Here is a 15,647-nt window from a genome sequence, read left to right on the forward strand (position 1 = left end):
AAGAGAGACAAGATGAAACACGAAAAAAATACAGTGGCAAGTCAGACGGCGCGCCGCAACTTTATCAAGACGATGTCCCTGGCTGCTGGCAGCAGCTTGCCAGCAAGCCGAGCGCTCGCCGCGAGCATGATAGAAGACCCCTGGCAAAAAGCCCAGGACATTGTCGATCGCCTCGCCAAGCCCCTCAAATTTCGCGCTGCTGATTACAGCATCACTGATTTTGGTGCCGTCACTTGTGAATTGAAAAAAGTCAAATCCTGGATATCTTTTGAAGAGCAGGACAATTTATCTACACCAGTCGCGAATGCCAAAGATATTTATCCCGCGGTTACACAAGCGATCAAGACTTGTCATGAAGCTGGTGGTGGCCGTGTGATCATCCCTGCCGGTAACTGGTATTGCGCAGGCCCTATCGTCTTGCTGTCGAATGTGAATGTGCATCTGCAAAAGGGAGCGCATATCTATTTCAGCAATAATCCTGAAGACTATGCTAAATACGGCAGCTTTGACTGCGGGCCAAATGGCAAGCTGGTGATCTCCCGCTGGCAGAGTAATGACTGCCTGAATTTCTCACCCATGGTGTATGCCTATGGCCAGGACAATATCGCCCTGACTGGTGATGACTGGAGCAGCATACTCGATGGCCAGGGCGGTGTGCCCTTTGATGATAATGGTGATTGCTGGTGGACCTGGAAGGGCAAGCAAAAGACCATCAATTCTGTGGGACAGAATACCACGCCGAATTACAAGCTGGGCAAGCGCTCAGAAAATACCGCAAATGACTTGAACGCGACCAGCCTGGAAAAAATTGCACCGCAACTCGATGAAAAACAAAGGCTGCGCATACAGGGTGACAATGATAAATGGCGTGCCGATGCGAATTATCTGCCATCCCTGTCTGAAGCGGGTGTGCCCGTGGGCAAACGTATCTTTGGCATGGGACATAATCTGCGTCCACCGATGATACAGTTTATCAGTTGCACGAATGTGCTGATGCAGGGCTACCAGGTTAACCATACCCCATTCTGGCAACACCATCCTGTGCATTGCCGTAATGTGGTGATACGCGATGTGCTGGCGAAAAGTCATGGCCCGAACAGCGATGGCTTTGACCCTGAGGCCTGTGATCATGTACTGGTTGAATCCTGTACCTTTGATTCAGGCGATGACTGCATCGCCATCAAGGCAGGCAAGAATCTGGATACCCAGTATGGCCCTTCACAAAATATCGTCATCCAGAATTGCACCATGCAAAGTGGTCATGGTGCGGTGACACTGGGTAGTGAAATGGCGGGCGGCATACAGAATGTGTATGCGCAAAATCTCTTGTTCGAGAATATCAACTGGGCCACCAATCCACTGAACACAGCAATACGCCTGAAGACGAATATGAACCGTGGCGGTTACCTCAAGAATTTCTTTGTACGCAATATTACGATTCCGAATGGTGTGCAGACCAGCCCGTCTTTCTACACATCGCTGCCTGGCTCGCCGATACAGTCCAAGACAGTCGCCACCGCTGCCGGTGCTGTCATTACCTTTGATTGCGACTACGCACCGGTCAGTGACAATGTCAGGACCAGGCCACCGGTGGTGACGAATGTGCATATCTCGAATGTCAAAGTGGGTAATGTCACGACCAAAAACGGCAAGTTCTCGTGCTTCCAGGCCATCGTCATCCTTGGCCCGGTCGCCTCAGACTATAACGGTGACGACAAGAATCCCATGATCTTCCCGGTCACCAATGTGACCATCAGCGATTGCCAGTTTGGTACGCCAGTGAATGCTGCCAGCCCGCTGTATCTGTACAACGTCAAGGGTCTGGAGTTGAAGAATGTGCAGATAGGTGACAAACTGCACAATAGCCAGCTCTCAGCATAATCCATGCAAAAAAATGCGCATAAGAGATGTTATCTCTTATGCGCTCAAGTACCGCTGCGCTTTCAGGTGGTAAATTATTAAATCAGTTTGCGAATCTTGTTTCTGGCACACCGGCCACACCCGGCCTCACCAGCACCAGGCTGCCTGCCCATTGATCATGTTCTGCCTTGCCAGCACCTATGGAGCTGACCAGTAAGGTACTCATGTCAGGCCCGCCAAAGGTGCACATGGCGGGTTTGTTCATTGGCAGGGCTATGGTACGGTCGAGCTTGCCTGCAGGCGTGAAGCGCAGCAGGCAGGCGCCATCGTTGCCGCATATCCAGTAGCAGCCATCTATATCCATGGCGGCACCGTCAGGACGGCCAGCCATGGGTTTCATGTCGGCAAACACGCGCTTGTTATGTGGCATGCCATCTTCCACATCATAGTCAAGTGCCCAGATAGTCTGGCTGGCAGGATGAGAGTCCGACAAATACATGGTCTTGCCATCGGGTGACCATGCCAGGCCATTCTGGGTCAGCAGATTACTGACGACAGGGGCCGACAGTCCCTGTGCTGTTGAATAGCGGTAGAGATTGCCTATCGCTTTCGCTGCAGCCATATCCATGAACATGGTGCCACTCCAGAAACGTCCCTGGCGGTCGCAACGCCCGTCATTGAAACGCATGCCAGTTCCTGACTCCTTCAATTCTGCAGGCGCTGCGAGACGGGTCTGCAGGGCGCGAGAGCCTTCACCAAGATGCAGATTGAATAGGCCGCTCTCCATACCTGCAATAAAATCGCCGTCCTGTTTCAGGGCGATGCAGGCGACCATTTCTGTGGTCAGCCAGGATGTCAACTGACCATTCCTGGCATCGAGTTTCCAGATGGTTTTTGCCGGTATATCGACCCAATACCAGGCCGCCTGCTCCGCATGCCACAGAGGGCTTTCACCGACGATGCAGTTCACGGCTGGTATCGACTCTATAGGAGAAAATTCAGTCATCTTACAGATCTGTGATTTCTTTATGGGTAGGCACCAGCGCTTTCATCATGCCCCATGCCAGCAGATAGGCGACTGCACAGAAAGTAAACATGATGGTGTAGCCAGTCTGTATCTGTCCCAGTTTTCCGTAATAATCAAACAGCCAGCCACCGGTTTTGGAGACCAGTACGCCACCCAGGCCACCCGCCATGCCACCGATACCGACGATGGACGCCACCGATTTTTTCGGGAACATGTCAGACACGGTCGTGAAGATATTCGCAGACCAGGCCTGGTGGGCAGACGTGCCTATGCCGATCAGTAATACCGGTACCCAGAAGCCGAGATAACCAAATGGTTGTGCCAGCAAAACCACGAGTGGGAAAAGGGCAATCACGAGCATGGCCTTCATGCGGCCATTATAGGCACTGTCGCCACGGCGCATGAAATAGCTGGGGAAATAACCGCCGCCTATGCTGCCTATCATGGTCATGCTGTACAACACTGCCAGCGGCACGACGATCTCTGTTTTTTGCATCTTGTACTGTGCTTCCAGATATTTAGGTAGCCAGAACAGGAAGAACCACCACACGCCATCTGTCATGAACTTGCCGATGACAAAGGCCCAGGTTTGCTTATAAGACAGCAGTTTTAACCAGGATACTTTTTTCCCCGCATCGCCAGGAGCACTCGCCTCTGCTGCTTGTGCATCACTGCTATTGATGTAGGCCAGTTCTGCTGCTGACAGATATTTTTGCTGTTCAGGTTTGTCATAGAACATCTGCCAGAAAATCATCCAGACAAAACCTATCGCGCCTATGATGATAAAAGCAGACTGCCAACCCCATTGCGCTGCAATCAACGGCACAGTCAAAGGCGCCAGGATCGCACCGATGTTGGCACCAGAATTAAAGATCCCGGTGGCGAAAGAGCGTTCATGTTTGGGAAAATATTCTGCGGTGGCCTTGATCGCTGCAGGGAAGTTACCGGCTTCACCTATTGCCAGCACTGCACGCGAGATCATGAAGCCTGCTACAGACACTGGAATTGCCGCTATGCCCAGCGCAGTCAGGGCACTGACCATGCCTTCGCCCAGCATGATGGAATAAGCATGCATGACCGCACCAACTGACCATACTGCAATGGCGACCAGATAAGCTTTCTTGGTGCCTATCTTGTCGATAAAACGACCGGCGAACAGCATGGAGATGGCATATACAAACTGGAACACCGCCGTGATATTGGCATAGTCAGTATTGGTCCAGCCAAATTCCCTGGATAAATCGGGTGCTAACAGACTGAGTACCTGGCGGTCCAGGTAATTGACGGTAGTGGCAAAAAATAGCAGGGCACAAATAGTCCACCGGTATTTTCCTATAGCTTGCTGGCTCATGCGAGCGTCTCCTGATGATGATTTTTATTGCCATGTCTGCACTTCTTTTTGAGTGCTGTGTACATGAGCTCATTTTGCAAAACATTTACAAAACAGCCCGGGCGTGCCCAGGCTGATTCATCTTTCTTTAAGCGAGTGTCAGTTTCCCATCCATCATACGTGCAAGTTGCAGGGGATTGCTATCCTGCAGTGCCGTTGGCAACAAATCCGCCGGGAAGCCCTGATAGCACACCGGGCGCAAGAAGCGCTCGATCGCTGATGCACCAACTGAAGTGCTGCGGCTATCCGAGGTTGCCGGGAAAGGGCCGCCGTGTACCATCGCATGCGCCACTTCCACGCCAGTAGGGAAACCATTGAACAGGATGCGTCCGGCTTTTCTTTCCAGCACTGGCAATAGCTTCCTGGCCTGGGCATGATCGTCAGCGACAGCATGTACTGTCGCTGTCAATTGACCTTCCAGTGATGACGCGACCGCGATTACTTCATCAAAATCCTTGCACAGGATCGCAATGGAAGAAGGTCCAAAAATTTCTTCCTGCAAGGCTGGGGTATTCAGGAAAGTCGTGCCCGAACATACAGACAGCATCGCTTGTGCTGCGCATGGGGATTCTGCCTGCTGGCCTTTGCCCACCAATTGTAGTTGCGCTATGTCAGCTAGATGCGTAGTGCCTTTGACATAGGCCTGGTGTATGCCAGGTGTCAGCATGGTCGCTGCATGTTTGTCTTCTAAAGCCCTGGCGGCATCTTGCAAGAATTGACGTGCTGTTGCGCTCTCTATGGCGATGACCAGCCCAGGGTTGGTGCAGAACTGACCAGCACCCAAGGCCAGAGAATCGACAAAATTCTTCGCCAGTGTCGTGGTTTGTTCGCCCAGAGCATGATCCAGCAAGAATACCGGATTGATACTGCTCATCTCTGCATACACCGGGATAGGTTCTTTGCGCTGGCTGGCAGTTTTTACCAGTGCCAGACCGCCAGAGCGGGAGCCAGTGAAGCCCACCGCCTTGATGGATGGATGATCAACCAGTTGCTGGCCGACCTGACTGCCAGCGCCTACCAGCATGGAGAATACGCCTTCATGCAAGGCGCAATCCGCTACGGCTCTTTGTATGACGCGGCCTACCAGTTCTGCCGTACCCAGGTGGGCATTGTGCGCCTTGACGACGACAGGGCAGCCAGCGGCCAGGGCAGATGCAGTATCGCCACCCGCTACTGAAAACGCCAGCGGGAAATTACTGGCACCAAATACGGCAACCGGGCCCAGTGCGATTTTTTGCAGACGCAAATCCGGGCGAGGTGGCGCGCGTTCTGACAAGGCGCTGTCTATGGTTGCATCCAGCCAGTGTCCATCGCGTACTACCTTGGCAAACAGGCGCAATTGATTGACGGTACGGCCACGTTCACCTTCGAGGCGGGCGACAGGCAAGCCGGTTTCTTGTGCTGCACGTTCTATCAGTGCAGGGCCCAAATCCATGATGCCTGTGGCGATCGCTTCCAGGAAGCGCGCCCGCAATTCCAGGCTGGTGGTGCGGTAGCTGTCAAACGCCTGTTCAGCCAGCAGGCAAGCCTGCTCAACTTCATCTTTTGTAGCGAAGCCAAAAACAGGCTCGATTTCCTGATTGGTCGATGGGTCTATGGCTTTGACATTACCTGCCAGACCAAAAACCGCTTTTTTACCGATCAGCATTTGCCCGGTGATTTGCATTCTGTACTCCCTTTGCTTCTGAATTTATTGTGGACCTTGCGCCAAAATCAATTTGTGCAGCATGGCATCTTCTTCCTCTGTCAGGTCGGTCAGTGGTGCACGTACCGGGCCTGCGCTGTGACCAACCAAACGTGCGCCAGCTTTCACGATACTCACTGCATAACCGGCTTTGCGATTACGGATTTCGAGGTAAGGCAGGAAGAACTGATCCAGCAGACGGTTTGTTGTAGCGTGATCATCTGCTGCAATGGCATGGTAAAAGTCCATCGCCAGTTTTGGCATGAAGTTGAATACGGCAGAAGAATAAACCGGTGTACCCAGTGCCTTGTAAGCCGCTGCATAAACTTCTGCAGTCGGCAGGCCACCGAGGTAACTGAAACGGTCGCCCATACGGCGCCAGATCGATACCATCAATTCGATATCGCCTATGCCGTCCTTGAAGCCGATCAGGTTAGGGCAGCGTGCTGCCAGTTTTTCCAGGGAATCAGCGGTCAGGCGGCAATTGCCACGGTTATACACAACCACGCCAAATTTAACCGAAGCACAGACTTCTTCTACGTGACGGATCAGGCCATCCTGGCTGGCTTCAGTCAGGTAATGTGGCAGCAGCAAAATGCCGTGTGCGCCCAGGCGTTCTGCTTCCTGTGCATAGGCAATGGCCTGGCGGGTAGGGCCACCGGCACCGGCCAGGATAGGCACTTTGCCACGGCAGGTATCTACGGCAGTCTTGATGATGTCGGAATATTCACCACCTGTCAGCGAGAAGAATTCACCCGTACCACCGGCAGCAAACAAGGCGCTGGCACCATAGGGGGCCAGCCATTCAAGACGTTCTGCATAAGTCTTGGCATTGAAGTCGCCAGCCGCGTCAAAGTCAGTCAGGGGAAAAGACAGCAGGCCAGAGGACAGGATTTGTTTCAGTTCTTGAGGATGCATGGTAGCTCCGGAAATGGAAACCTGGATTCGTCATGACCAGGTTTGGTCGGGTTTTAAAAAAGTAAGTGCGTAAGCTTATTTGTTTCTTTAAGTCATACGTCATCGTACAACTTAAAATAAGAGAAGACAAGCACACTTTTAAAAATTTTGAATTTCGTTGGACCTACGCAAAACCGCCCCAGCTGCGTTGCAGCTCCCGCATTTGTCAAATTCGGTACTAAAGTACTGTCTTCGTCGCTACGGTGTAGTTGGGGTTTCAGACAGCATGCTGTCTGCCAACGTAACCAACGGCTCCTGCAAGAGCCGTTTCCTACAGCGACAGCCTTGCTGGAACAATTTTGCGTAAGTCTTATTTAAGCTGAAGAACCGGACTAAACTGTGGGGCCTTCTATACGCTGTTGCGCCTGTCGCAATCTTTCCCGGCTATTGCTGAGGTGGGTACGCATGGCAGCGCGGGCGGCTTCTGGGTCTTTGCGCTGTATGGCGAGGTAGATATCCTCATGCTCGCGGTTCACTCTTTCGAGGTAGCTGCTGCCACTGTTGTTATTTTGACTGGTATTCCCGGTACTGCTCTCCAGCGTCAGCATCGCAGATTTCAATCTGGCGCGCGGGATGATAGTGGTGCCGAGGTTGCTGAGGATGTCAACAAAATAACGGTTGCCAGTAGATTGCGCAATCAGCAGGTGAAAGCGCACATCGGCATTGACCGAGGCATTTTCTTCGGTCTTGTTGGCCAGGATATCTTCCAGCGCCTTGCCCAGCGCTGCCGCCTGTTCTTCTGTACGGCGCGAAGCGGCCAGCCAGGCGGCCTCGGTTTCCAGGCTGATCCTTAGTTCCAGTATGTCCAGCACATCCCTGACGGTGACGATGGCTTCGCGCAACATGCCGGTGCTGGCAGCCTGGCTGGGTTCAAGGATGAAAGTGCCTATGCCATGACGGGTTTGCACCAGCCCGGCAGCCTGCAGATGCGAAATGGCTTCACGCACGACGGTGCGGCTGACATCATAAAGATTCATGATGGCAGATTCGGTAGGCAGCTTTTCACCCGGCTTCAGGATGCCATTCTTGATGTTATTGCTGATACTTTCTACCAGCCCCTGAGACAGGCTCTTATGCCGTCTTTTGGTAGGCAGAGCGTTGGCGTAGTCTTGAGTTTCCATGAGCCGGGTATTGTTCTGATGAGTAATTGATTGTTATAGGCCGATTTTAACTTAAAAAGCCCGCATAAAGTTGTATGATAACTTATGAGGTCTTTTCCTGGTTCTATTGAGAAATAACATCTGCAATCAGCTCACTTTTCAATATCAGGCCTGATTGCCTGCCGCTACCCAGCAAGAATACGCCGCGTCCATTTGAATAAACAATGCTGCCGTCAGCACGCATATCGTAAGCGGCTACATTGGTCGCCAGCACAGTTTCATTGCCCTGGCGGTTGCGGCTGACTAACTGCCACGAAGCCGGTACCAATGAAGGCACGCCATTGACCATGGCCTCTTTTTTTAGGGCTTTTTCAGCATCAATACGTTTGCCCTTGAGGATGATTTCTTTCAAATCTGCATTCAATGCCGGGCCGGATGCGCTGGTCAAAGGCTTGCGGCTATACATCATGGAGAAAAAATTCAGATAATGAAACACCGCACGCAATAAACGGAAAGGGAAAAACAAGGTATCCAGCAGCGCATTGCTGGTGTCGTATCTGGGCACTTCATAAGGACGACGAATGAAATGCAGATTACCTTGCGGGCAGACACGTGGGTGCAGGAAGTCATATTGTGGATCATCCAGCACTGGTGTGACAGCCCCATTTTTTATATCCAGCATCTGTATGCTGGCATTGCCATAGGCCAGCGTGACGCCGCTTTGATTGCGGGCGATGCCGGTAGATTGATACAGGATCTGTTTTTCTGCATCAGGTATCCAGCAGGGGCTGGTGTCCAGCGTATCGCCACCCGTCAGTTCACGGAATTCTTCACCTTCGCGATTGAGCATGACCAGGTTGGCGATGCCGGTTTTATTCATTGATGAAGCCAGCAGCTTGCCACTACCCTGATCCAGGTGCATATCTGTCAATGCCAGATTTTGCCTGTGCAGTATGCGTTTCTCGGTACCCGTCTCAAGTTCATAAGAAAACAGGCCACCCATGCCAGCATCCTGCAAAAAATACAGGATGCGGCCCTGCTCATCAAATTGCATGGCTGTTGCATTGATCTGCGCGCCCTCGCCATCAAACTGGCGCCAGGCACCTGAGGCAGAAACCCCAAAGCTGGTGCCTTGTTTCCAGGCATGCCTTTCCCGGTGTTTTTCCATCTTGTCCAGCATCTCTTGCACGTAAGGACTATGCAATTGCCTGGTTTCACCATGGGCGGCGCGGTAAAACAATTTGCCTTCCGAGATAAAGGCAACTGCCAGCGCACTTGCCGCACGGTCGAGCTGGCTTTGATGTGCAGTATCACGGCCAGCAGCGGGCAAGGGCTTGCCGTCCTGCGTAGCCTTGTTTTTTTGCATGGCCTGATTCAGAAAATAAGCCAGGGCTAACAAGGCAATGATGATAATGAGTAAGTGCACTGAAGAATCTCCTGTCCTTGGCCGCCTGAACGAACCGCATTGCAAGCAAATTTGCCGGCAATTACAAAAGCGATATTATGCATGCAAGTGACACCGATGATGCTAATTCTGCTTGAGCACCTCATTAGCTCTCCAATTACGCTCTATGACACTCCACTGGCGCTACAGATTAGCAGGCATGACATTTGTCACTGGCAAGTCCTGACACTTTGCTCTGATATTGCACACTCGCTTTCGGCATACTGGCAGCAATTCAACAAGGAGTGCTCATCATGTCTGCAATCAACGCTGCCACATTTTCTTCCTACTCTGCCCGTGCCAAAGGGGCAATGTTCTTTTCTGTCTTTGGCGGCGCCTGGATGGTGTTATGGAACCAGCGTGCCATGCAAGGCAAAGGACTGGTTTATCTGCTCATCGCCATTGTGGGGTTGACGCTGGCCGGGCTGGCAGTCCAGCGTCACCGGCAATACAAGGCTTATGCTGACGACAATAGTCCGGCAGCGCAAAGGGCAGGGCGACTGTTCCATGTTATTAATGCAGCTCAGTGGGTCATCATCCTGGTAGGCGGAAATGTGCTGGCGAATATGGGGCTGGCCGAGTGGGTCACACCATTCGCCATGCTGATCATTGGCCTGCACTTCCTGCCTTTGGCCAGCGTGTTCAAAGTGCCAGGTCATTTCTGGTTTGGGCTGGTGATAAGTGTGTTTGCCGTTACCTATCCCTTTGTGTTTTCTGAGGGAGCGGCGGACCCTTATGGCTGCCTGGGTGCGGGCTTGCTGTTGTGGGGTTATGCCTGCTTGAAACTCATGGGTATCCCGGCAGCGCAGGATATGAAAGCAATTTGAAATAGACCCTCTAACTGCTTTGCTGCAGAATCGCTGGCGTACAAAAATATAAAATGGAGACAACATGCCAGCGAACTTCCTGCCGCCTGCACCTGCTCAAGTCCTGCATCCTGACGGTCAGGTGCGATTTGGTAAATATGCCGGCGCACCAAGCATCATAGACTGGACCAGTCTGGCCGCAGCACACAGACGCGGCAAGCTGTGGCAAACCTTGCACCACAAGCACTGGCATTATGTCGCGCTGGCGACAGAAGAAATATTCTGCGGCATTGCGATTGTTGATGTGGGCTGGATCAACACGGCCTTTGCCTATGTGTTCGACAGACTGGCAGGCAAGCTTATTGCCAGTTATTCCCAGGATGGTCTGCCAGGCCTGACCGCAACACTGAATGCGCACCCAGCAGAACGTGCCAGTTCCGCCTTCCGGTTTCTAGGTAAGCGCATACGCTTTCAGCATCTGCCAGCCAGCGGGGGCTATGAACTGCAATTGCAATGCGGTTCATTCAGTATCAATGCCATGCTGGATGCCAAACCGGCTGCGGCTTCCTTGCTGGCAGTGGGTGAAGTGCTGGGCGGTACTGTGCATGCAACCGTCAAATCGGCGGGTATGCCATTGAGTGGCGAAGTACGTGTGGGCAGCCGCAGTTTCAATTTGCAGAAAGGTGTCGGCAGCTATGATCATAGCAATGGGTTCCTGGCGCGTGAAACTGGCTGGCGCTGGGCATCAGCACATGCTCTGGACATAGGTTTCAATTTGCAGGCCGGGTATTTTTCCAGTCACGAAAATGCCTTGTGGCTGGATGGGCAACTTATTTCACTGGGGGCTGCACAGTTTGACTTTGATCCCGGCCAGGCCATGGCTGACTGGCATATTTATACTGATGACGGTTTGCTGGACCTGCATTTTCATCCCGAAGGTTTTCGTGCAGAAAATAAAAACCTCGTCATCGCCAGCAGCCGCTATCTGCAACCCATAGGTGTCTTCAGCGGCTGGGTCAGGGCAAGTCTGGATGCACCCAAGCGGCAGATAGAAAAACTGGTGGGTGTGACGGAAGACCATTTCTCCAAATGGTAATGAGTCGTAGCGAATGGTAATGAATGGTAAGACGTGGCTCTGGCCCAAGTACTTAGACTGGCACCGATCTAAGTACCGGTACGGGCGCAGGCCAGCCGCCCGCCACGGTCTGTATTGATGAGCATCTTCGCTTCTCCCAATTGCTCTACCTGGGCAGATAAACTGATATCGCCAACAAAAGTCAGCGATCTCTCATTCAATGCGTAATTGCCGTAAAACCGTTTGCCATTCATGTTGCCACTGACTTGCGTATTCCTGCTAAAAGAGACTTCCATGCTAAAGCCTGTCTGCACATTCATGCAGGCCCAGCTACCCCACAGGCTGGCTGAGGCAGGAGAGGGCTGAGACTGACTCTCTATGCTGCTCATGGTCAGCGCACCCACTCCCTGGTTGCTGGCGCGGCGTGAAGACATGGTATTGATCCAGTCAGCGGGAACTGCAAAATTCAGATTTTGCCCCAGTTTGTGCTGAAAGGTCATGATGCCTACCAGTTTGCCTGCATCATCAAACAAGCCACCACCGCTGGAGCCAGGAGAAATCGGTGCGGTAGTCTGAATCACCCTGCCGCTGGCCAGAGTACGCAAGGAAGAAATAATGCCATCGCTGATGGTCAAATCCAGGCCTTGTGGCGCACCTATGGCAAATACTTTTTGTCCTGTGCGCAAATTGTCTGTACTGCCCAGTACGACTGGTGGTGCGCTTGATCCGGGTACACCAAGGCGACACAAATCAAATTCCTCATCGGCCATGATGACAGTGGCGGGCAATACTTCCTTACCTATTTTGGCCCGGTACTGCACGCCGCTGCGCACCACATGGCAATTCGTGATCAGCACTTGCGGTTCTATCATGACGCCGCTGCCTATCGCCACCTGTACGCCAGATGGAGAAAACACCGAGATCAGGGCAATGCTGGGTGAACGCAGGGCATAAATTTCTTCTGCGCTCTTGCCGCTATCGGAATTGCCTTGCCCGGACACTGACTGTTGTGCCGGTAGCCTGCTTGCCGCAACAGTTGGACTAATTTCGCTAGTGGCAGAAATTTCTTTGAGTTTATTACGTGCTTCTTTTTGTTTGACCGACCACCATACTGCGACTGCCGCCAATAGCAAGGCAATCAATATCGCAGGCGCAAGCCAGTTTTTAGGCTTTTGTGCAGGCGCTGTTGTTACTTCTGGCTTGTCCTGGTTTGCTGCGGATTGCGCCTGCAGGCTTGCCTGTCTGGCCAGCCTGGCATCGTAACTGGCTCTTTTTTGCGGGTGTAGCAGCAGTTCAAAGGCTTCACGCAGGATGACCTTTTTATTCGGGTCATGCTGCCCTTCATGATCGAGTTCAGCCGTGGCACGCTGGTAGGCCGCACGTATCTGTTCTGGCGTGGCGTCCGCTTCAATCGCAAGGATGTCGTAGAGAGTTTTTTTCATTACCTGCCCAGAATGGATGGCTTGCATGTCTGTCAATGGGACAGCAAGCTTTTTCTGCAGGATTGTAACTGAATAAGGACAGGCAACGGCGCTCAGCCGCGCATAATGCACGGCTTATCAATTTCACTGGATAAAAATCTAGCGCAAGCGACTTATATAGGTTTGATCGACCATGGCATTATGATCGAGCACGGGCGTGGGTATTGTGGACATATCCGGCATGCTGCTCTCGTCCAGCTTGTTGCTGGGCTGTTTCCTGACTGCCAGTCTGTTGAGTAAAGGAGTTGGTGGTGGTGGCGTGACGAACAAGCCATCTTCACCAAAATAAATCTCATCGAGCTTTTGGCAGATGTCGTGCAAATCAGGGTTGGGTAATTCCAGCGCCATGTCCAGTATGCTGCGGCAATAGCCGGGATTGACACGCATGTATTCTATGTCGGTTACGCGGCCATTTTGCCGCCGCAAAATCACGTGCAGTCTTGCCATGAGGGAGAAGGCAAGATTATCTGACATGGCATTCTGTATCAGGCTGCTGGTACTCATAAGATATGCTCCCCGTGAAGTTCAAGATCAAGTCCTTCTCTTTCCTGCTCATTGCTGACGCGCAAGCCAATGCTCACTTTGACCAGCCATAAAATGACGGCAGTCACAGCTCCCGAATAAATCACGGTGACGATGACACCAAACGCCTGGGTTGCCAGGCTGCCATCAGCACCGCCAATGCTTTTCAACGCGAATACACCTGTCAGCAGAGCACCAACGATGCCGCCTATGGCATGCACGCCAAATACATCCAGTGAATCATCATAGCCACCCATGGATTTGAGTGAAGTCGCCCCCCAGTAACATGCCACTCCAGCCACTGCACCTATGGCCAGTGCACCAGTCAGATCAACAAAACCGGAGGCGGGCGTGATCGCCACCAAACCAGCGACAGCGCCAGAGACTATGCCCAGCACTGAAGGTTTGCCACGGCGCAGCCATTCCACCAGCATCCAGGCCAGTGCCGACATCGCAGTCGCCACTTGAGTCACCAGCATCGCCAGCCCGGCCCTGCCATCTGCCGCACCGGCAGAGCCGGCATTGAAACCAAACCAGCCCACCCATAACAGTGATGCGCCTATCGCAGTCAGCAGTAAATTATGCGGTGGCATGGGTTCCTTGCCAAAACCCAGGCGCGGCCCGACGATCAAAGCAGCCACCAGGCCAGATACACCGGCATTGATATGCACGACAGTACCACCGGCAAAATCCAGCACGCCACGCGCCGCTAGCCAGCCTGCCGGTTCCCACACCCAGTGCGCGACTGGCACATACACCAGCAAGGACCACAGCGTGATGAACAGTAGCAGCGCAGAGAACTTCATGCGCTCGGCAAAGGCACCGGTGATCAGGGCGGGGGTGATGATGGCGAACGTCATCTGGAACATCAGGAATACGCTTTCCGGTATCGTCGGTGCCAGTTGATGCACACTGAGCTGCCCGGCTTCTTTCAAGAAGCTCACGCCGTGCAGCATGAACCTGTCCATGCTGCCCAGATAAGGCGAACCTGCCGTGAATACCAGGCTGTAACCCAGCACCACCCACAAGACTGTGACAATGCAGGTAGTCGCCAGGCTATGCGCCATCGTACCCAGGGCATTTTTCTTGCGCACCATGCCGGTGTAGAACAGGGCCAGGCCGGGTATGGTCATCAGTAATACCAGTGCGGTCGAGGTCAGCATCCAGGCGGTGTCGCCAGCGCTGATCTTTTCGGCGGCGATCATGCCCGGCTTGGTCATGGCTGGTGGGATGGCCGTAGTCACTACAGGCGCAGTTGTCACTGGAACTGGGACTGGAACTGCCGCACTTGCTGATGCCGTTGCGGAAGATTCTGTCTGTGCATTGCATGTAGCGCTGCATAGCAAGAGACTGAAAGAGAGGAGGAGCAGGAAGCTGGAGAGCACGCGTATTTTCATCAGGCTGGCCTTTTCAAAAACATCGTCAATGACACACAAGCATGTGCATTGCAGCATTTTTCATGCCAAGGCTGATACCAGTAAATTTGGTCTTGCTCGCAACTAATCAGGGAAAGAAATTGCTTGTGATACCAGTGCGGGTACCTGCATGCACCAAAATGTAAGCAAATATTTCTGCGTGGCATGAGTTTGCACGCAGAGAGTGCCAAATCAAATTCATGGTAATTATTCCATTTAAAGGAATAATAAATTCAATATTATGATTATTCTTTAATTTTATGAGTTGAATTAAAGTGCCTGTCATTCGCTGCGCATGAGCAAGGCGAATCTCAAATCCGCTTTCAACCATTTAAAGGAGCACGCCATGTCACTCACATCCATATCACGCACTTCCAGCAGCCTGGTCAGCAAAATCAAATTCATCTTCTTGTCAGCAATAGCCGCATTATCAATGGCAGCAGTGCCGGGCATCAGCGCAGCGGATACGGTCGCCAATAGCGTCATAGGTGCACGGGGCTACGATCTTACGACTTTCTTTACCAGTGAAAAACCGGCGCATGGTACAGGCCACCATGTAGCGACTGTGGATGGTGTTGATTACCTGTTCACCAGTGAAGAAAACAAAAAGACTTTCCAGGCGAACCCAGAGAAATATCTGCCAGCCTTTGGTGGCTACTGTGCTTATGGTGCTTCCATAGGCAAGAAATTTGTTGCTGACCCGGATGTGTATGACATAGTCGATAACAAACTCTACTTCAATCTCGATACCAAGATCCGTGCGATTTGGGCCAAGGATATTGCAGGCAATATCGATCTTGCAAAAACTAACTGGAAGACCATCGCCGGCAAAAAACCATCTGAACTCTGATTGCTTGTACATATAAAAACGCCGCTTTGCGCAAAG

General features: G+C 52.3%; 13 protein-coding genes. 4 read left to right on the top strand and 9 right to left on the bottom strand.

All coding sequences use genetic code 11. The features are described from left to right. The first annotated feature begins 12 nt into the window (after positions 1 to 12). Complete coding sequence (locus tag UNDYM_RS01160) at positions 13 to 1,881, top strand: glycoside hydrolase family 28 protein (protein WP_162039392.1); 1,869 nt, start codon at positions 13 to 15, stop codon at positions 1,879 to 1,881. An 82-nt stretch (positions 1,882 to 1,963) separates the two neighbouring features. On the opposite strand, the gene UNDYM_RS01165 is transcribed toward UNDYM_RS01160, so the two are convergent. The 6 genes from UNDYM_RS01165 to UNDYM_RS01190 all read right to left on the bottom strand — a co-directional run bounded on the left by UNDYM_RS01165 (position 1,964) and on the right by UNDYM_RS01190 (position 9,444). Next, on the bottom strand, positions 1,964 to 2,866 hold the full coding sequence (locus tag UNDYM_RS01165) for an SMP-30/gluconolactonase/LRE family protein (RefSeq protein ID WP_174244914.1): 903 nt from the start codon (positions 2,864 to 2,866) through the stop codon (positions 1,964 to 1,966). Position 2,867: 1 nt separating this feature from the next. After that, complete coding sequence (locus UNDYM_RS01170) at positions 2,868 to 4,238, bottom strand: MFS transporter (protein WP_162039393.1); 1,371 nt, start codon at positions 4,236 to 4,238, stop codon at positions 2,868 to 2,870. A gap of 127 nt (positions 4,239 to 4,365) precedes the next feature. Beyond that, positions 4,366 to 5,943 (bottom strand): aldehyde dehydrogenase (NADP(+)), encoded by a 1,578-nt coding sequence (locus UNDYM_RS01175; protein ID WP_162039394.1) that lies wholly within the window; start codon positions 5,941 to 5,943, stop codon positions 4,366 to 4,368. A gap of 24 nt (positions 5,944 to 5,967) precedes the next feature. Further along, positions 5,968 to 6,879: a 5-dehydro-4-deoxyglucarate dehydratase gene (kdgD, locus tag UNDYM_RS01180; RefSeq protein WP_162039395.1), complete on the bottom strand. Its 912-nt coding sequence runs from the start codon at positions 6,877 to 6,879 to the stop codon at positions 5,968 to 5,970. Positions 6,880 to 7,250: 371 nt separating this feature from the next. Next, entirely contained in the window at positions 7,251 to 8,039 is a 789-nt protein-coding gene (locus tag UNDYM_RS01185) for a FadR/GntR family transcriptional regulator (RefSeq protein ID WP_162039396.1), read from the bottom strand. A gap of 103 nt (positions 8,040 to 8,142) precedes the next feature. Continuing rightward, positions 8,143 to 9,444, bottom strand: coding sequence for a hypothetical protein (locus UNDYM_RS01190; protein ID WP_162039397.1), 1,302 nt, complete (start codon positions 9,442 to 9,444; stop codon positions 8,143 to 8,145). Between the two features lie 272 nt (positions 9,445 to 9,716). Here UNDYM_RS01190 and UNDYM_RS01195 point away from each other — a divergent pair, with 272 nt between their 5' ends. Together UNDYM_RS01195 and UNDYM_RS01200 are read left to right on the top strand one after the other, a co-directional pair. Further along, positions 9,717 to 10,289 (top strand): hypothetical protein, encoded by a 573-nt coding sequence (locus UNDYM_RS01195; protein ID WP_162039398.1) that lies wholly within the window; start codon positions 9,717 to 9,719, stop codon positions 10,287 to 10,289. Between the two features lie 64 nt (positions 10,290 to 10,353). Next, the gene (locus UNDYM_RS01200; protein ID WP_162039399.1) at positions 10,354 to 11,364 is read left to right on the top strand and encodes a DUF2804 domain-containing protein; all 1,011 of its coding nucleotides are present in this window, start codon (positions 10,354 to 10,356) and stop codon (positions 11,362 to 11,364) included. A 68-nt stretch (positions 11,365 to 11,432) separates the two neighbouring features. On the opposite strand, the gene UNDYM_RS01205 is transcribed toward UNDYM_RS01200, so the two are convergent. From UNDYM_RS01205 to UNDYM_RS01215, 3 genes are all read right to left on the bottom strand, one after another. Further along, positions 11,433 to 12,785: a trypsin-like peptidase domain-containing protein gene (locus UNDYM_RS01205; RefSeq protein ID WP_162039400.1), complete on the bottom strand. Its 1,353-nt coding sequence runs from the start codon at positions 12,783 to 12,785 to the stop codon at positions 11,433 to 11,435. Between the two features lie 138 nt (positions 12,786 to 12,923). Beyond that, positions 12,924 to 13,328, bottom strand: coding sequence for a hypothetical protein (locus UNDYM_RS01210; RefSeq protein ID WP_162039401.1), 405 nt, complete (start codon positions 13,326 to 13,328; stop codon positions 12,924 to 12,926). Then, positions 13,325 to 14,743, bottom strand: coding sequence for an ammonium transporter (locus UNDYM_RS01215; protein WP_162039402.1), 1,419 nt, complete (start codon positions 14,741 to 14,743; stop codon positions 13,325 to 13,327). Before UNDYM_RS01215 ends, UNDYM_RS01210 begins: the two co-directional genes overlap by 4 nt. 364 nt (positions 14,744 to 15,107) lie before the next feature. On the opposite strand from UNDYM_RS01215, the gene UNDYM_RS01220 reads away from it, so the two are divergent. Then, a complete protein-coding gene (locus UNDYM_RS01220; protein WP_162039403.1) occupies positions 15,108 to 15,611 on the top strand; it encodes a YHS domain-containing (seleno)protein in 504 nt (167 codons plus the stop codon). Positions 15,612 to 15,647 lie beyond the last annotated feature (36 nt).

The organism is Undibacterium sp. YM2 (genome assembly GCF_009937975.1).
Lineage (GTDB): Bacteria > Pseudomonadota > Gammaproteobacteria > Burkholderiales > Burkholderiaceae_D > Undibacterium.